Below are 17731 nucleotides of genomic sequence, written 5' to 3'. Positions count from 1 at the left end.
TTTGCGGCGGCAAAGAAAAGTAGGTGCCGCCCCGCACAGGGGCGACGCCTGAAGCTAGATAACGTCACGCGGATGCCAGCGCAAAGACGAAAACACCGAACGGCGACGTGTGAATCGCGAAGGCATAACGCGGACGCCAAAAGAAGCAAAGGCGAAGCCAAAACCAAAACCCAACCCCACGACAAAACAAAAAAGGCCACACGCCTGAACGTGCAGCCCTCCCTGCTAAAACAAAAAAACCAACCGCGAAAGTTACTCGCCGAGATACGCGGCCCGCACCTTCGGATCATCGAGCATCTGCTTGGCGTCGCCAGACATCGTGACAGTACCTGAATCCATCACATAACCACGGTCAGCCGCCTGCAGCGCAAGCCGAGCATTCTGCTCAACGAGCATGACCGTGATGCCTTCCTTGGAAATCTCGCGCACCACTTCGAAGATCTTCTCGACCATGATCGGAGACAAACCCATCGACGGCTCGTCGAGCAGCAACAGCTTCGGCTTCGAGATAACAGCACGCGCCATCGCCAGCATCTGCTGTTCACCGCCGGAGAGCGTACCGGCCAGCTGAGTAGCACGTTCCTTCAGGCGAGGAAAGAACCCGAACATCCGCTCGACGTCCTTCTTGATGCCTTCGGTATCGCTGCGCAGATAAGCACCCATCTGCATGTTCTCGACAATCGACATGCGCGCGAAGATCCCGCGCCCTTCCGGCACCATCGCGAGGCCGCGCTTCAAAAGCTCATGCGGCGGCACGCCCTTGATCGACTGCCCCATGTACTCGATATCGCCAGCCGAGTACGGCTTCAGGCCCGTAATGGCCTTCATGGTCGTCGTCTTGCCCGCGCCATTCGCGCCGATCAGCGTCACGAGCTCGCCCTGCGCGATCTCCAGGTCGACACCCTTGACGGCCTGAATGCCGCCGTAGTTGACCTGCAGGCCCTTGATTTTCAACATTGCCGTAGCCATCAGTGGACCCCCGCACCCAGATAAGCCTCGATCACCTTCGGGTCCTTCTGCACGTCATGCGGCAGACCTTCAGCGATCACCTTGCCATAGTCGAGCACTGTCATCCGGTTGCACAGGCCCATCACCAGTTTCACGTCGTGCTCGATCAGCAGGATCGTCTTGCCGTCCGCACGAATCTTGTCGAGCAGCTTCGTCAGTTCGACCTTCTCCGTGGCGTTCATGCCGGCGGCCGGTTCGTCGAGTGCGAGCAGCTTCGGATCGGTCGCCAGTGCGCGCGCGATCTCCAGACGGCGCTGGTGACCGTACGACAGGTTGCGCGACGTGTAGTCCGCATACTGCAGCACGCCCACGTATTCGAGCAGTTCCAGCGCGCGTTCCTTGATCTCGCGCTCTTCCTGGCGCTCAGCCGGCGTCTGGAACACGGCGCCAAGCAGGCCGTGCTTCGTACGCACGTGACGGCCGACCATCACGTTTTCCAGCGCAGTCATCCCGCCGAACAGACGGATGTTCTGGAACGTACGCGCGATGCCCGCCTTCGCCACCTGATACACAGCCGTCGGCGTGTAAGGCGTGCCGTCGAGCTTGAACTCGCCCGAGTCCGGCGTGTAGAGACCGGTAATCACGTTGAAGAACGTGGTCTTGCCGGCGCCGTTCGGACCGATCAGACCGTAAATCGTGCCTTCCTCGATCTCGAGGCCGACATCCGACAGCGCCTGCAAACCGCCGAAGCGCTTGTTCACGCCCTTCACGGACAGACGGATTTTCTTGTCGCTCATGTTTTCTGCTCCCCTGTCGGTTAAGCGCGCACCGGCTTCTTGTTGCTGCGCTTCGCAATCTTCGCGATCTTGTCTTCGTGCTTCGGCGACGGCCACAGGCCTTCCGAGCGGTACAGCATGATCAGCACCATCGCGAGTGCGTACACGAGCTGACGAATCACTTCCGTATCGACGATTTCATGACCGAAGATCAGGTGTTGCAGCGGACCCATCGTCGAACGCAGGAATTCGGGCAGCACGGCGAGCAGCACCGCGCCAAGGATCACGCCCGGGATATGGCCCATGCCGCCCAGCACCACGCAGGCGAGCACGACGATCGATTCCGGCAGCGTGAACGATTCCGGCGACACGAAGCCCTGGAACGCGCCGAACATCGCGCCCGACAGGCCGCCGAACGACGCGCCCATCGCGAACGCCAGCAGCTTCACGTCACGCGTGTTGATGCCCATCGCCTTTGCGGCGATTTCGTCTTCGCGGATCGCCGCCCATGCACGGCCGATACGCGAGTGCTGCAAACGCGTACACACCCAGATCACGAACAGCGCGCACAGCACGAACAGGTAGTAGTACGAGTACACCGACGGAATCGTCAGGCCGAACAGCGAGTGCGTCTGCGAGAGGCTGAAATCGCCGACGTGAACGGGGTCGATGCCCGTGATGCCTTTCGGGCCGTTCGTGATGTTCGCCGGACGGTCGAGGTTGTTCAGGAAGATCCGCACGATTTCCCCGAAGCCCAACGTCACGATCGCGAGGTAGTCGCCGCGCAGACGCAACGTCGGCGCACCGAGTATCACCCCGCAGATCGCGGCGACTGCCATCGCGCACGGCACGATAATCAGGAACGGCACGTGCAGGCCGCCCGGCGCGAGATGCGCGATCCATTCGAACTGCGACGACAGATGCGGCGAGCTCAGCAACGCCGCCGTGTACGCGCCGACCGCATAGAACGCGATGTAGCCCAAATCCAGCAGGCCGGCAAAGCCGACCACCACGTTCAGACCTAGCGCGAGCATCACATACAGCATCGCGAAGTCGAGCACGCGGACCCAGTAGTTGCCGCCGGCCGTGCCGATGACAAAGGGCGCTGCGATCACGAACACGGCGGTGATGATGCCCACCGTCAGCGTCTTCGTCAGGTTCCGTTCAGGGATGAGCGTCGTGGACGGCTCGATCGGTTGAATTGAGGTCATTATGTTTGCTCCTTACCCTTGCGCCCGTTAGGCGCGATCCGCGACACGTTCGCCCAGCAGGCCCGACGGACGGAACACCAGCACGATGATCAGCACGATGAATGCGAACACGTCCTGGTAGTTACTGCCGAACACGCCACCCGTGAGGTTGCCGATATAGCCGGCGCCCAGCTGTTCGATCAGACCGAGAATCACGCCGCCGACCATCGCGCCGCCGAGATTGCCGATACCGCCCAGCACCGCTGCCGTGAACGCCTTCAGGCCGGGGATGAAGCCCATGTAGAAGTGCGCGTTGCCGTATTCCGACGCGATCATCACACCCGCCAGCGCTGCGAGCGCCGAGCCGATCATGAAGGTCGCCGAGATCACGAAGTTCGGGTTCACGCCCATCAGGGAAGCGACGCCCGGGTTCTCGGCGATCGCGCGCATCGCGCGGCCGAGCTTGGTCTTGTGCACGAGGAGCAGCAGGCCCGCCATCACGAGGAACGCGACGACGATGATCACGATTTCAGTCATCGAGATCACGGCGCCAGGCGTCGTATCGGTGGCCTTGATCACGTTCAGCGGATCGGTCGGCAGCAGCTGCGGGAACGGCAGCGGGTTGCGCGACCAGATCATCATCGCGAGCGTCTGCAGCAGGATCGACACGCCGATCGCGGTGATCAGCGGGGCGAGACGCGGCGCCTTGCGCAACGGCCGGTACGCCACCCGCTCGATCGTGTAGCCCACTACCGCGCACACGACGGCCGCGATGACCAGCGCAATGCACAGCGTCGGCACGTTGCCGAGACCAGGGAAATGATTCTGCAACACGCCGATGGCCGAGAGCGCGACCATCGCGCCCACCATCAGCACGTCGCCGTGCGCGAAGTTGATGATGCCGAGAATGCCGTACACCATCGTGTAGCCCAGTGCGATGATGGCGTAGACGCTGCCAAGCACCAGTCCGTTGAGAACCTGCTGGATGAAAATATCCATTTAATGCTCCTTAGCCCGTGCGACTGGATTCACGCTCTTCATCTGCCGGTTGGCCCTGATGCTTCACGTAAATCGCAACGGCACTGCGGGTACTGATGTAAAAGACCGGTAAGGGTTATCTTCGTCGAGCGTCTGTGGCCACTGGGTTGCAGCGGCCCGCGCGCTCGACGCGGATGCAAAAACGGCACCGTCGGATGGTCCGGTGCCGTCAGGCTGTACGTCCCGTCATTACATCTTCACGACGTCGAGGACCGCTTTCTTGCCGTCCTTGAAGTCGTAAAGCGTAATCGCGCCTTCTTTCAGGTCGCCCTTGTCGTCGAATGCGATGTGACCGATTACACCTGTGTAGTCAGTCGAGGGCATCGCAGCGAGCACCTTGGGCGGCTCGATCGAATTGGCGCGCTTCATTGCGTCGACGACCACGTATACAGCGTCATACGTGAACGGCGCGTAAATCTGCACCGGCGTGTGGAAGCGTGCGTCGTACTTCTTTTCGAAGTCCGCTCCCCTTTCCATCTTCGAAAGCGCAAGTCCTGCTTCCGAACACACGAGGTTCTGGACGGCACTGCCCGCCAGTTCCCCCACCTTGTCGGTGCACACGCCGTCGCCGCCAAGGATTTTTGCCCTGATTCCGAGCGCCGCTGCCTGTTTTGTGAACGGCCCGCCCGTTGCATCCATGCCGCCGAACATGATGGCGTCCGGCTGGGCACTTTTAATCTTTGTGAGGATGGCCCGGAAATCCGTGGCCCGGTCATTGGTCGCCTCGCGCGCAACGATCTTTGCGCCACCCGCTTCCGCCGTCTTCGCGAATTCGTCAGCAAGACCCTTGCCATACGCAGTCGCGTCGTCGACCACGGCGATCCGTTTCGCGCCGAGTGACTTCGTCGCGTAGTTCGCCAGCGCCGGACCTTGCTGCGCATCGGTCGCGACGACCCGGTAGGTCGTCTTGAAGCCTTGCTGCGTATAGGCCGGATTCGTCGAGGATGGCGATATCTGCACAATGCCCGCGTCGCTATATATCTTCGAGGCCGGGATCGACACACCGGAATTCAGGTGCCCGACTACGGCAACTACACGATCGTCCACCAGCTTCTGCGCGACCTGCGTGCCCGTTTTCGGATCGCCCGCATCGTCCTGCGCGTCGAGTTGCAGCTGGATCTTGCGGCCGTCGATGGTCAATCCCTGCGCGTTGATCTCTTCAATGGCGAGACGCGCCCCGTTTTCATTGTCCTTACCCAGATGCGCAATGCCGCCCGTCAATGGGGCCGCATGACCGATCTTCACGACAGTCACGTCGCTCGCGCTCGCCGCCGACACTGCCACCGCCGCCGATGCACTCTTGTCCGCCTCGCCTTCGTTCTTTTTGCTGCACGCGGTCAACATCGCAACCGCGGCCGCGATGGACACGGCACAAGCAAACTTGACTCGCATTAAATAGGTCTCCTGCGCCTTGCTAAATCTGGCGTTCCGAGGCGCTCAAGCCCTGAGAACGCGCGCATTGTAACTCCAATTTTGCGACGGGCAATATTGTTGGAAGCGCAGGGTTTTCCTGCATTGCAACCGTGCTGTGAGGCCCTTACCCGCCCATTATCGCAACCGGGTTGCGCCAGTTTTTCGTGCATCAGTTGCACCACCGCTGACGCCTTGCAGCATCAGATGTTGCAGACATTTCGCTGCGAGCCCGATGCTGCGGACTTCGGCACATCCTTCCGTCTCAATATTATGTTAGTCGGCAGATGCACCGTATTTGTGCGTACGTTTGCGGATTACGGCAATCGTCTGCGGTAAAACGGGGCACGATCGGCGTTCAGCGTCCAAATTACGCCCCGGAAAACAAAAAGAATGTTCGCCCCGACACCGTCCCTTGATTGTTTTTCGATGATATGGCACCGTTTTTAAGGGGAGTTCCCGTGTGCAATGGCAATAAAAAAGCGCGCCCGCGGCGCGCTTTTTTAGTTGGGGACAGGTCTTCAGGCGGGCAAACCGAGCCCGCGCGGCAACGGAAACGCAATGTTTTCCTCGATGCCTTCCAGCGCACGCACGTTGCGCACGCCCAGTTCGCGCAGACGGCCGATCACGGCCTGCGCCAGTGCTTCCGGCGCCGACGCGCCCGCCGTCACGCCGATGCGGCGCTTGTCGGCGACCCACGCGGGATCGATCTGATCCGGCGAGTCAACCATATAGGCAGGCACGCCGAGCTTTTCGGCCAGCTCGCGCAGCCGGTTGGAGTTCGAACTGTTCGGGCTGCCGACGACGATCACCACATCGCATTGCGGCGCCATGAACTTGACGGCGTCCTGGCGGTTCTGCGTCGCGTAGCAAATGTCCTGCTTCTTCGGTTCCTTGACGTTCGGATACTTCGCCTTCAGCGCGGCAATGATCTGCGCGGCGTCATCCACGGACAGCGTGGTCTGCGTCACGTAGGCGATGCGCTCAGGGTCGGCGAGCTGAAGCGCCTGCACGTCCTCGATATCCTCGACGAGATACATGCCCTCGGCCGTCTGTCCCATTGTCCCTTCGACTTCGGGGTGGCCCTTGTGGCCGATCATCACGATGTCGAAGCCTTCCGCGCGCATCTTCGCCACTTCGATGTGCACCTTGGTGACGAGCGGGCAGGTCGCGTCGTACACGCGCAGGCCGCGTTCATCGGCCTCCGCCCGCACGGCCTTCGACACGCCGTGCGCGCTGAAGATCACCGTGCTGCCTGACGGGACTTCTTCGAGTTGCTCGATGAAGATCGCGCCCTTCTTGCGCAGATCTTCGACGACATACGCGTTGTGAACGATTTCGTGACGCACGTAGATCGGCGAACCGTACAGCTTGATGGCGCGTTCGACGATCTCGATCGCCCGATCGACGCCGGCGCAGAATCCGCGCGGCTGCGCAAGCAGGATTTCAGCTTCGGCAAGTGTCGTGTCCGTGATGCTCATGTTTACAGGATCCCGATGATTTTGACTTCGAACGTCAGCGCCTGGCCGGCGAGCGGATGGTTGAAATCGAAGAGAGCCGAGGTTTCACCCACTTCCTTCAGCACGCCGGCGTAGCGACCGCCACCCGGCGCATTGAATTCGACGAGATCGCCCGGAGAAAAATCCTCGCCGATCATCGCGTTTTCGCGCAGCGTTGCCAGCGACACGCGCTGGATCAGCTCCGGATTGCGCGGGCCGAAACCCTGACCCGGCTCTAGCTGAAAGGTCGAGTGGTGGCCCACCTTCAATCCCAGCAAAATGTCTTCCAGCGGCGGCGCCAACTGGCCCGCGCCGAGCAGCAGCGTAGCGGGTTTGTCGTTGAAGGTGCTGACGATCTCGGCGCCATCGGCAAGCGAAAGCCGGTAGTGAAGTGTGACGTGCGAACCGGGTTTCACTTCGGAGATGTCGATGATGCTCATGCGGTACTCGTTCGGTCGTGGCGCGCGGCGCACAAACGCAGCGGCGCGGGTCGCGCGCATGGCGGCGGGCCCGTGCCATGCCGGGGGCGCCGTGCGCAAAGGATCTATTGTAAGCCACATATCCCGAGCCGGCTGGAACGTTGCTGCGCAGCGCTTTGTCGCCGCGTCATCCGAATTTCGAAGGACATTGCCATGACCGACACGATAGTCATGCCGCACTTTGCGGCAGAAAAGCCTCCGACACGCCGCCCGCAGCCGCCGTGGCCAACCCGCGACATGCCGCGCGAGCGGCTGCTCGAGGCAGGTCCGGCGGCGCTCTCCGACACCGAGCTCGTCGCGCTCGTGCTGGGCTCCGGGCTTCCCGGCCACAACGTGTTCGACGTCGCGTGCTCGCTGCTGGAGCGCTTCGGCTCGTTGCGCGCGATGCTCGACGCGACGCCAGAAGATCTGGACGGCGTGCGCGGCGTGGGCCCGGCCAAGCGCGCGCAACTGTTGGCGATTATGGAGATGGCGCGGCGCGCGCTCGCGGAAAAGATGCGCGAGCGTCCACTGATCGATTCCCCCGAATCCGTCGAGGACTATTTGCGGCTGTTGATCGGCTCGCGGCCTTACGAGGTGTTCATCTGCCTCTTTCTGGACACACGGCACCGGCTGATCCGCTCGGAAGAAAACTCGCGCGGGTCGCTCACGCGGATGGCCGTCTACCCGCGCGAGATCGTCCGGCGCACCCTGTCGGTCAATGCGGCAAGCCTGATCGTCGCGCACAATCACCCGTCCGGCGCCGTCAAGCCGAGCGCCAGCGACCGCCAGCTCACGCGCGTGCTGCGCGACACCCTTGCGCTGATCGACGTGCAACTGATCGACCATCTGGTGATCGGCGCGAACGAGACATTTTCTTTCGCCCGCGCGGGCTGGCCGTGAGCCGCTGCGCAACGCAGACGGCTGCGTTGCGCATCTGTCCTGCCCGTCGCAAATAAGGTTTGATAGTTCAGCTCTTTTTCTGCTAGAATTTCGGTTTGCCTCTTTCCAACCCCTGTTCCGAAGCCTCAAGGCCTTTCCGGAAAGCGAGAGATTAAGTCGGCTACGGCTTGGTTCTTATGTTTTCCCGGGAAACTTCACGGCGTTCCGAACTCAGAATTAGCGTATTAGGAGTGCTCTCATGGCACGCGTATGCCAAGTAACTGGGAAAGCGCCGATGAGCGGCAACAACGTTTCCCACGCGAACAACAAGACCAAGCGTCGTTTTCTCCCGAACCTGCAGAATCGCCGTTTCTGGGTTGAAAGCGAAAACCGTTGGGTGCGCCTGCGCGTCTCGAACGCCGGCCTGCGCCTGATCGACAAGAACGGTATCGACACCGTGCTCGCTGACCTGCGCGCACGTGGCGAAGCCTAAGGAGTAAATCATGGCCAAGGGCGCACGCGACAAGATCAAGCTGGAATCGACCGCTGGTACGGGTCACTTCTACACGACCACGAAGAACAAGCGCAACATGCCGGAAAAGATGGAGATCATGAAGTTCGATCCCGTCGCCCGCAAGCACGTGGCGTACAAGGAAACGAAGATCAAGTAATCTGGTCTTCTTCCTGTCGAAAAAGCCCCGCATCATGCGGGGCTTTTTGTTTTTCGGCTACCCGCTTTGCGGCTGCCCCGTTCACAATCTCCTCCTCTTCCGGCGCGCACAACAGTCTACGCCGTTCGGTCAGCTTTTCCTCGGCGGTCTCAACGCGTATGCTGTTCGGTTTCCCAATCGAACGGTCGTGGCGGCGCTCGCCGCACCGGCCGCGCAATACGACGGAGAGAGGAGATGAATTTCGATGTAGCGATTGTCGGCAGCGGACTCGCCGGTTTGAGTGTCGCGTTGAATCTCGCGCAGACGCGGCGCGTCGCCGTGATCGCCAAGCGTTCGCTGACCGACGGCGCCAGCGATTGGGCCCAAGGCGGCATCGCTGCCGTGCTCGACTCGGCGGACAGCGTCGAGAATCACGTCGACGACACGTTGATCGCCGGCGGCGGCCTGTGCGACGAAGCCGCGACGCGCTTTATCGTCGAGCACGGCCGCGAGGCGATCCAGTGGCTGATCGACCAGGGCGTGCCATTCACGAAAGACGACGCCGCGGAGCTCGGCTTTCACCTGACGCGGGAAGGCGGCCACAGCCATCGGCGCATCATCCACGCCGCCGACGCCACGGGCCACGCTGTCGTCGCAACGCTGAGCGAGCGCGTGCGGCAGCATCCGAACATCACGCTGCTCGAAGACCACTACGCGATCGACCTGATCACGTCGGACCGGCTCGGCCTGCCGGGACGCCGCTGTCACGGCCTGTACGCGCTCGATCTCGCAAGCGGCCGCACCGTCACCATCGAGGCGCCGCATACCGTGCTCGCGACGGGCGGCGCGGGCAAGGTGTACCTGTACACGACCAACCCCGACACCGCGACAGGCGACGGCATCGCAATGGCCTGGCGCGCGGGCTGTCGCGTGTCGAACATGGAGTTCATCCAGTTTCACCCGACATGTCTGTTTCACCCTTACGCCAAGTCCTTCCTGATCTCGGAAGCAGTCAGAGGAGAAGGCGGCATTCTTAAGCTGCCCGACGGCACGCGCTTTATGCCCGCTCACGACGAACGCGCCGAACTCGCGCCGCGCGATATCGTGGCGCGCGCGATCGACTTCGAGATCAAGAAGCGCGGTATCGACTGTGTGTATCTCGACATCAGCCATCAGCCGCCGGAATTCCTGCGCGAACACTTCCCGACCATTCTTGCGCGCTGCCTCGAGTTCGGCATCGACATCACGAAAGAGCCGATTCCCGTGGTGCCGGCAGCGCACTACACATGCGGCGGCGTCGTCACGGATCTCGCCGGGCGCACGGATCTTTCGGGGCTTTACGCCGTCGGTGAAACGTCGTGCACCGGCCTGCACGGCGCGAACCGGCTCGCGAGCAATTCGCTGCTGGAGTGCCTCGTGATCGGTCGCTCGGCCGCGCAGGCGATCGAAGACGAAGGTTTCGGCGCGGCCGTGCATGCGCCGCTGCCCGACTGGGACGAGAGCCGCGTGTCCGACCCAGACGAAGAAGTTGTCGTCGCGCACAACTGGGACGAACTGCGCCGCCTGATGTGGAATTACGTCGGTATCGTGCGAACCGACAAGCGGCTCGCGCGCGCGAAACACCGGCTGACCTTGCTGCGCGACGAGATCCACGAGTACTACGCGAACTTCAAGGTGAGCCGCGACCTGCTGGAACTGCGCAATCTGGTCGACGTCGCGTCGCTGATCGTCGAAAGCGCGCGTTCGCGTCGCGAAAGCCGCGGGCTGCACTACAGCCGCGACTGGCCGAACGCACTGCCCAAAGCGCTGCCAACCGTGCTTTCGCCGGAGCGCGTGCCGAACCGCAACGTGTAGCCGTCGCACGTCGCGCACGAAAAAGGCCATCGCCAGTCTGACTGGCGATGGCCTTTTGCTTGAATCGTTCAGCCGCGGCGTATCAAACGATGCGCATCGAAAAATCCGTCGCCCGCACGTCCTTGGTCAACGAACCGACTGACACGCGATCGACGCCCGTCTCGGCAATCTGCCGGATCGTGTCGAAGTTCACGCCACCCGACACTTCGAGCACCGCGCGCCCTGCCGTGATGCGCACGGCGTCGCGCATCATGTCGAACGAGAAGTTGTCGAGCAGAATCGACTGTGCGCCATGCGCGAGCGCCGATTCCAGCTGATCAAGCGTTTCGACTTCGATCTGGATCGACACACCCGCGTTCAGCGCGAGCGCCGCCTGCATCGCCGCGCCGACGCCGCCCGCCGCCGCGATGTGATTCTCCTTGATCAGGATGCCGTCGTAGAGCGCGAGACGCTGGTTCGCGCCGCCGCCCACGCGCACCGCGTACTTCTGCGCCAGACGCAGTCCGGGCAGCGTCTTGCGCGTATCGAGCACGCGCGCGCGGGTATGCGCGATCGCATCGGCGAACTTGCGCGTCGCGCTCGCCACGCCGGACAGCATCTGCAGGAAATTGAGGCCGTTGCGTTCAGCCGTCAGCAGCGCGCGCGCCGGGCCGCGCAGCGTGCACACCACGGAATCCGCGGCCATGCTGTCGCCCTCGCGATAACGCCATTGCACTTCTATGCGCTTATCGACGCGGCGCATCACTTCGTTGAACCACGGCACACCGCACAGCACGGCCTCCTCGCGCACGATGATGCGCGCGTCGCGCATTTCGTCGGCGGGCACGAGCAAACCCGTCAGGTCACCGCTGCCGACGTCTTCCGCAAGCGCATCGCTGACGTTGCGCGCGATCGCGGCAGCAAACGCTTCACCGTACTGCGCCTCGATTTCCGCGAAGAGCGGCGAGACAGCGTCCTTCAACTCCAGTTGGTCGTTCGCGCCCATCAAGCGGCTCCAACGTTCGAGAACAGCGCCGTATCGCGCGCAAGATCGCCGCTTGCCTGCACGCGCTTCTTGTGACGCGCAGCGAAATCGAGCATCCGGTCGATCGGCAGACGCGCGCGCGCGCCGAGCGACGGGTCGACGAAGATTTCATTGTGGCCGCGCTCCAGCACATCCGCGAGATTGCGCAAGCCGTTCATCGCCATCCACGGACAATGCGCGCAGCTCTTGCATGTCGCGCTGTTGCCCGCCGTAGGCGCTTCGATGAAGGTCTTGCCTGGCGCCGCGAGCTGCATCTTGTGCAGGATGCCGAGGTCCGTCGCGACAATGAAGTGCGTCGCGTTGCTGTTCTTCGCCGCGTCGATCAGTTGCGTCGTCGAGCCGACCACATCGGCCTGCGCGACCACGCTTTCCGGCGACTCGGGATGCACGAGCACCTTCGCGTCCGGATATTCGGCGCGCAGCAGATCGAGTTCGACGCCCTTGAATTCGTCATGGACCAGACACGAGCCTTGCCACAACAGCATGTCGGCGCCCGTCTTCTTCTGGATATAGCTGCCGAGGTGCCGGTCCGGCGCCCAGATGATCTTTTCGCCGCGAGCGTGAAGATCCGCAACGATTTCCAGCCCGATTGACGACGTCACCATCCAGTCGGCTCGCGCCTTCACCGCTGCACTCGTATTCGCGTAGACGACGACCGTGCGGTCCGGATGCGCGTCGCAGAAAGCGGAAAATTCGTCGACAGGACAGCCCAGGTCGAGCGAACAGGTCGCGTCCAGATCGGGCATCAGAATGCGCTTGCTCGGGCTCAGAATCTTCGCGGTTTCGCCCATGAATCGCACGCCGGCAACGACCAGCGTCTGCGCGTCGTGATCGCGTCCGAAGCGCGCCATTTCAAGCGAATCGGCCACGCAACCGCCCGTTTCATCCGCAAGCTCCTGCAGTTCCGGGTCGACGTAATAGTGCGCGACGAGCACTGCCTTTTCACGCTTGAGCAAGCCGCGAATACGCTCCTTCAGCGCGAGCCGTTCCTGCGTCGACGGCGCGTCGGGCACCTTTGCCCAAGCCTGCCCCACACCGCAGGCCGCGCCTTGCGGACGGTCATACTCGACGCTCCTGATCGCCTGATTCATGATCTCCTCTGCCCTTCTGACTCCGCCGCCGACAGCCATTTCGGCGGCTCAAAAAGAAAAACCCCGCCAACGCGGGGTTTTGTGACGTAACGAAAGTTTAATGGATTTCGTCGCGTATCAGGCGTAGCGCCGCAGGCGCATCGCAAATTCCTGCAGGGCCTTGATGCCGCTTTGTTCCGCGCGGTGACACCAATCTTGCAATTGCACCAGCAGTTGTTCGCGCGATGCGTTCGAACGCTCCCACATGGCGGCCAGTTCATTGCGCAGTTCGATGTACGTGCGCAATTTCTGGCTGTTCGCGAAAATCTGCGGCAACTGGCGACGCTGCGGTTCGTCCAGGCCCGCCTCTTCCTTGTGGAACCAGCCACGCGCGCCGCGCATCAATTGATACTTTTCGCGCGCGCCCACTTCCTTCAGATGCGCGAGTTCCTGACGGTAAGCGCGCTTGATCGCCTTCGCGTAAGTCGCCATTACTTCATAGCGGTTCGCGAGCACGGCTTGCAGCGTGTCCTGATCGAGCACGAGCTTGCCCGAGGTCAGACGCGGCGTCGGTGCGATCTTCTTCACCTTGGCAAGACGGAACGCCGACATGATACGGATATACATCCAGCCGATATCGAACTCGTACCACTTGTTCGACAGCTTCGCGGACGTCGCGTACGTGTGGTGATTGTTGTGCAGCTCTTCGCCGCCGATGATGATGCCCCACGGAATCAGGTTCGTGCTCGCATCCGACGAATTGAAGTTGCGATAACCCCAGAAGTGTCCGAGACCGTTGACGACGCCCGCCGCCCAGAAGGGAATCCAGATCATCTGCACAGCCCACACGCTCAGACCGACGATGCCGAACAGCGCGACGTCGATGACCATCATGATGCTCACGCCGAGGATCGGGTACTTCGTGTAGACGTTGCGCTCGATCCAGTCGTTCGGCGTGCCGTGGCTGAACTTGCGCATCGTTTCTTCGTTCTTCGCTTCCGTGCGATACAGCTCGGCGCCTTCGAGCAGCACCTTCCAGATGCCGCGCGTCTGCGGGCTGTGCGGATCTTCTTCGGTCTCGCATTTCGCGTGGTGCTTGCGGTGAATCGCAGCCCACTGACCCGTGAGCATGCCCGTGGTCATCCACAGCCAGAAGCGGAAGAAGTGGGCCGCAACGGGATGCAGATCCAGCGCGCGGTGCGCCTGGCAGCGGTGCAGATAGACAGTGACGCCGATAATCGTCACGTGCGTGACGGCGAGCGTCCACAACACGATTTGCCACCACGAGAAACGCAGTGCGCCATGGGCAAGGAAATCAAGCAAGGAATTCAACAAGGCCATTTACCTAGGAACGGAAGACATTCGCAGAAGGATACAACGGCGGATGTCAAGAAAGTGAAAGCAACCAGTTATTTAGGACGATATTCTACGCGAACGGTTCCAAGTGTCTGTAACAAAAAAGGAAATTGTTGTGCTGCATCAACCGCTTGCCGCTGATAACGGGGCAGGATTCGCGTGAAGTTGCCCGCGGGGCCCCCTTATCAGGCGGCCCCGCCAGAATCGTTCGCGGCGCGCCCGGTCATTGTTGCCGCCTGCGACACGATGTCGCTGGAGCCTGCGACGATGCGCACTTCGCGCTGCGCATACGGAATCGCGATCCCATTCTCCGAAAAGAGCCGCCAGATGTTGCGGTTCACGTTCGAGCGCACGCCGGACGTGCCCGTTGCCGCGTCCTGAATCCAGTAGCCGAGTTCGAGATTGATGCCGTCCGGCCCGAAGCCCGCCAGATAAGGCGTCGGCGCCGGATCCTGCAGCACGCGGTCGACGTTTTGGGTGGCCTCGACGAGCAGCGCCATCGCCTTTTCGACGTCGGTCGAATACGAGATCTGGAGCGTCGCCTTGGCGTTGCCGCGCGTCAGGTATGACGATTGATTCTGTACGACATCGGTGATCAGCTTTTCGTTCGGAACCAGCGTTTCGATCCCATCGAGCCCGCGCACCACCGTATAGCGCGTACGGATCTGCGTGACCATGCCTTGCAGCCCGCTCACGTTGATCGTGTCGCCGATGCGCAGCGACCGGTCGATCAGGATGATGAAGCCCGACACGTAGTTGCTCGCGATCTTCTGCAGGCCGAAACCGAGACCCACACCGAGCGCGCCGCCAAATACGCCGAGCACCGTGATGTCGATGCCGACCAGCGACAGGCTGATCAGGACGGCCCCGAGTATCAGCAGCGCCCGGCCGACGCGCGACAGCACCACTTTCAGGTTCGCGTCGAGCGCGCCCGAGCGCATCAGCCGGTCTTCGAGCGCCGCGCCGAGCCACATCGCGACGATCATCGTCACGCAGACCCACAGCAGCCCGGACAGTAGAGACAGCAGCGTCACATGCGTATTGGCGATCCTGAACTGCACGCTCGCCATCCACTTGAGCACGTCGTTCTGGATACCCATCACGGTCAGCACCATGCCGACCCAGACGATCAGCGACACGACCTTTTCGACCAGCGACAGCCACGTATGCGCGTTGCCGTCGCGGCCGAACACGCGCCGCGCGAGATAGAACACGATGTAGATCAGCCCGATGCCGAACAACGGCACCAGCGCCAGATCCAGCAGCGAAGTGTGGATGAACTGCCCGACGATCGCCCGTGCGATCCACACGAGCACGCCGCCCAGCAGCGGAAAGAGCGCGCGGTTGAGCGCCTCGGCGCCGAAGCGCAGCGCGCCGTAGCGGGTTTCCCGCTTTGCATCGAGCGCGCGGCGCATGAGCCGCGCGAGCAGATACGCAAACGCGAGCGTGCCGAGCAGCACGCCGACCTGCCAAAGAATCACGGGCTGGCCGAAGTCGCGCACGACGTCGCCCAGCATGTGGAAGAAGAGATGGTTTTGCATGATGTTTCCAGCGGCGGGCGTTTCTAGCGGCCGGCGCGGCGCTCACAAGGCGCGCGCCGGCCGGACCAGCTCAAGCCCGGCCGTTCGCGTGGCGGCCCTTAGCCGCGGCGTTCCAGCACGGCCGCGAAGAAGCCGTCCGTCGCATGACGATGCGGCCAGAGCGACAGGTAATCGCCCATTTCCAGTTCGATGCGCTGTTCGGCGAGCACGTCGCGCGCAGGCACCAACGCGAAATCCGGGTGATCGGCGAGAAACTGCTGTACGACACCTTCGTTTTCCGCGTCGAGGATACTGCACGTCGCATAGACGAGGCGGCCGCCCTTCTTCACGAGACGCGCCGCGCTCGTCAGGATGGACAACTGCTTCGGCGTCAGTTCAGCGATCGATTCCGGCGACTGGCGCCATTTCAGATCGGGATTGCGGCGCAGCGTGCCGAGGCCGCTGCACGGCGCATCGACCAGCACGCGGTCGATCTTGCCCGCGAGCCGCTTGATCTTCGCGTCGTGTTCGCTGTCTATCAACACCGGGTTCACGTTCGACAGTCCGCTGCGCGCAAGGCGCGGCTTGAGTTTCGCGAGGCGCCGGTCGGAGATGTCGAATGCATAGAGACGGCCTGTCGAGCGCATCATCGCGCCGAGCGCCAGCGTCTTGCCGCCCGCGCCCGCGCAGAAGTCGACGATCATCTCACCGCGCTTGGGCGCGACCAGCGAGCACAGCAACTGGCTGCCCTCGTCCTGCACTTCGAGCCAGCCGTCCTGGAACGCATCGAGCTTCGTGAGCGGCGGCTTGCCGACCACGCGGATGCCGAACGGCGCGAACGGCGTCGCGCCCGCCTCGATGCCCGCCCTCGACAGCGCGGACAGCACTTCGTCGCGGCTCGCCTTGATCGGGTTCGCGCGGAGATCGAGCGGCGCCGGGTAGTTCAACGAGGCGGCCAGGTGCGCGAGTTCCTCGGCTTCGAAGCGCTTGCTGAGCGCCTGGTAGATCCAGTCGGGAAGATTCAGGCGGGTGCGCAGCGGCAAGCTCTGCGGATCGATCTTCGACACGTGCTCGAGCCATGCGTTTTCCGCGTCCGACATGAACGGCTTCAACGCCGTGCGGCCCGCCGTCTGCATCAATCCGAGCAGCGTGAGGCGGCGAGTAGGACTGCCCGTGCCGCCTTCCGCCAGGTGCGCAAACTCCATCCGGCGACGCAGCACCGCGAATACCGCTTCCGCGATTACGCCGCGTTCGCCGTGACCGAGCTTCGGATGCGCTCGGAAAAAGCGGCTGGTCGCTGCATCGGCGGGGCCGGTGAATTTGAGAACGTCGGCGAGCAGCGTCTCGGTTTGTCCAATCAGGAATCCATGCAGTTTCATTCGCCCTCCCTGGCGGTGTTCTGGCTTGTTGTGTCAAGGAAGAGCCATTGAGGCTCAGGTGGCGTTACGGTGACGCGCAGGCCGTCGACGGCAATCCGCCCTTCGATGAACCAGCGCACTGCGCGCGGATAAATGACATGTTCGGTTTCGAGCACGCGCGCGGCGAGCGTCGCGGCGTCGTCGCCGGCCAGCACGGGCACGGCCGACTGCAGGACGATCGGCCCGTGATCGAGCGTCGGCGTGACGAAATGGACCGACGCGCCGTGCAGCCGCACGCCGGCGTCGAGCGCCTGCTGGTGCGTCTTGAGGCCCGGAAAGCTCGGCAGCAGCGACGGATGCACGTTGATCATGCGCCCAGCATAACGATTGACGAACGCGTCGGTCAGCACGCGCATGAACCCGGCGAGCACGACGAGATCGGGCGCGAAACCGTCGATCTCGCGCGCGAGCGCGGCATCGAAGCTGTCGCGATCGGGAAACTGGCGGTGGTCGACGACCTTCGTGGCAATACCTTGCGATGCCGCGAAATCGAGCCCGGCGGCATCGGGACGGTTGGCAATCACGGCGGCAACACGTGCCGGCCAGCCTTCGCTCGCGCAGGCGCGCACGATGGCTTCCATGTTGCTGCCCCGTCCGGAAATCAGAATGACGAGATTTTTCATTGGCGGATTTTATCA

Annotated in this window: 17 protein-coding genes; 4 read left to right on the top strand and 13 right to left on the bottom strand. The window is 62.5% G+C overall.

Annotated features, from left to right (window positions below; genetic code table 11):
- Window positions 1–252: 252 nt before the first annotated feature.
- The 7 genes from KFO72_RS30805 to KFO72_RS30775 all read right to left on the bottom strand — a co-directional run bounded on the left by KFO72_RS30805 (window position 253) and on the right by KFO72_RS30775 (window position 7301).
- Window positions 253–969 (bottom strand): ABC transporter ATP-binding protein, encoded by a 717-nt coding sequence (locus KFO72_RS30805; protein WP_012400004.1) that lies wholly within the window; start codon window positions 967–969, stop codon window positions 253–255.
- Window positions 969–1745: an ABC transporter ATP-binding protein gene (locus tag KFO72_RS30800; protein ID WP_054933937.1), complete on the bottom strand. Its 777-nt coding sequence runs from the start codon at window positions 1743–1745 to the stop codon at window positions 969–971. Before KFO72_RS30800 ends, KFO72_RS30805 begins: the two co-directional genes overlap by 1 nt.
- Before the next feature lie 20 nt (window positions 1746–1765).
- Window positions 1766–2935: a branched-chain amino acid ABC transporter permease gene (locus tag KFO72_RS30795; RefSeq protein WP_054933936.1), complete on the bottom strand. Its 1170-nt coding sequence runs from the start codon at window positions 2933–2935 to the stop codon at window positions 1766–1768.
- Between the two features lie 27 nt (window positions 2936–2962).
- Window positions 2963–3913, bottom strand: a complete 951-nt coding sequence (locus KFO72_RS30790) for a branched-chain amino acid ABC transporter permease (RefSeq protein WP_035986146.1) — start codon at window positions 3911–3913, stop codon at window positions 2963–2965.
- Window positions 3914–4141: 228 nt separating this feature from the next.
- The gene (locus KFO72_RS30785) at window positions 4142–5344 is read right to left on the bottom strand and encodes a branched-chain amino acid ABC transporter substrate-binding protein (protein ID WP_054933935.1); all 1203 of its coding nucleotides are present in this window, start codon (window positions 5342–5344) and stop codon (window positions 4142–4144) included.
- 539 nt (window positions 5345–5883) lie between these two features.
- Complete coding sequence (gene ispH, locus KFO72_RS30780) at window positions 5884–6843, bottom strand: 4-hydroxy-3-methylbut-2-enyl diphosphate reductase (RefSeq protein ID WP_054933934.1); 960 nt, start codon at window positions 6841–6843, stop codon at window positions 5884–5886.
- A gap of 2 nt (window positions 6844–6845) precedes the next feature.
- Window positions 6846–7301, bottom strand: coding sequence for an FKBP-type peptidyl-prolyl cis-trans isomerase (locus KFO72_RS30775; protein WP_035987541.1), 456 nt, complete (start codon window positions 7299–7301; stop codon window positions 6846–6848).
- 210 nt (window positions 7302–7511) lie between these two features.
- On the opposite strand from KFO72_RS30775, the gene radC reads away from it, so the two are divergent.
- From radC to nadB, 4 genes are all read left to right on the top strand, one after another.
- Window positions 7512–8222 carry a RadC family protein gene (radC, locus tag KFO72_RS30770; protein WP_224100386.1) on the top strand — a complete coding sequence of 237 codons (711 nt, stop codon included), beginning with the start codon at window positions 7512–7514 and terminating at the stop codon, window positions 8220–8222.
- Between the two features lie 238 nt (window positions 8223–8460).
- Window positions 8461–8694: a 50S ribosomal protein L28 gene (rpmB, locus tag KFO72_RS30765; protein ID WP_007586227.1), complete on the top strand. Its 234-nt coding sequence runs from the start codon at window positions 8461–8463 to the stop codon at window positions 8692–8694.
- A 10-nt stretch (window positions 8695–8704) separates the two neighbouring features.
- Complete coding sequence (gene rpmG / locus KFO72_RS30760) at window positions 8705–8872, top strand: 50S ribosomal protein L33 (RefSeq protein ID WP_004185395.1); 168 nt, start codon at window positions 8705–8707, stop codon at window positions 8870–8872.
- 234 nt (window positions 8873–9106) lie between these two features.
- Window positions 9107–10705: an L-aspartate oxidase gene (gene nadB, locus KFO72_RS30755; protein ID WP_054933931.1), complete on the top strand. Its 1599-nt coding sequence runs from the start codon at window positions 9107–9109 to the stop codon at window positions 10703–10705.
- 82 nt (window positions 10706–10787) lie between these two features.
- Here the strand turns inward: nadB and nadC are convergent, their stop codons facing one another.
- The 6 genes from nadC to purN form a co-directional block, all read right to left on the bottom strand.
- A complete protein-coding gene (gene nadC, locus KFO72_RS30750; RefSeq protein WP_060602059.1) occupies window positions 10788–11690 on the bottom strand; it encodes a carboxylating nicotinate-nucleotide diphosphorylase in 903 nt (300 codons plus the stop codon).
- Complete coding sequence (gene nadA, locus KFO72_RS30745; RefSeq protein ID WP_107203413.1) at window positions 11690–12820, bottom strand: quinolinate synthase NadA; 1131 nt, start codon at window positions 12818–12820, stop codon at window positions 11690–11692. The genes nadC and nadA overlap by 1 nt, the downstream gene beginning before the upstream one ends.
- Window positions 12821–12937: 117 nt before the next feature.
- A complete protein-coding gene (locus tag KFO72_RS30740) occupies window positions 12938–14134 on the bottom strand; it encodes an acyl-CoA desaturase (RefSeq protein WP_054933949.1) in 1197 nt (398 codons plus the stop codon).
- Between the two features lie 206 nt (window positions 14135–14340).
- Window positions 14341–15696 carry a mechanosensitive ion channel family protein gene (locus KFO72_RS30735; protein ID WP_225033711.1) on the bottom strand — a complete coding sequence of 452 codons (1356 nt, stop codon included), beginning with the start codon at window positions 15694–15696 and terminating at the stop codon, window positions 14341–14343.
- A gap of 98 nt (window positions 15697–15794) precedes the next feature.
- A complete protein-coding gene (locus KFO72_RS30730; RefSeq protein WP_054933927.1) occupies window positions 15795–17054 on the bottom strand; it encodes an RsmB/NOP family class I SAM-dependent RNA methyltransferase in 1260 nt (419 codons plus the stop codon).
- Window positions 17051–17716 (bottom strand): phosphoribosylglycinamide formyltransferase, encoded by a 666-nt coding sequence (gene purN / locus KFO72_RS30725; protein WP_054933926.1) that lies wholly within the window; start codon window positions 17714–17716, stop codon window positions 17051–17053. The genes KFO72_RS30730 and purN overlap by 4 nt, the downstream gene beginning before the upstream one ends.
- Window positions 17717–17731: the final 15 nt, after the last annotated feature.

This window comes from Paraburkholderia sp. XV, from assembly GCF_020177535.1.
GTDB lineage: Bacteria > Pseudomonadota > Gammaproteobacteria > Burkholderiales > Burkholderiaceae > Paraburkholderia > Paraburkholderia caribensis.
Note: the sequence above shows the minus strand (reverse complement) of the source record. Positions and strands in the feature narration are given on the sequence as shown.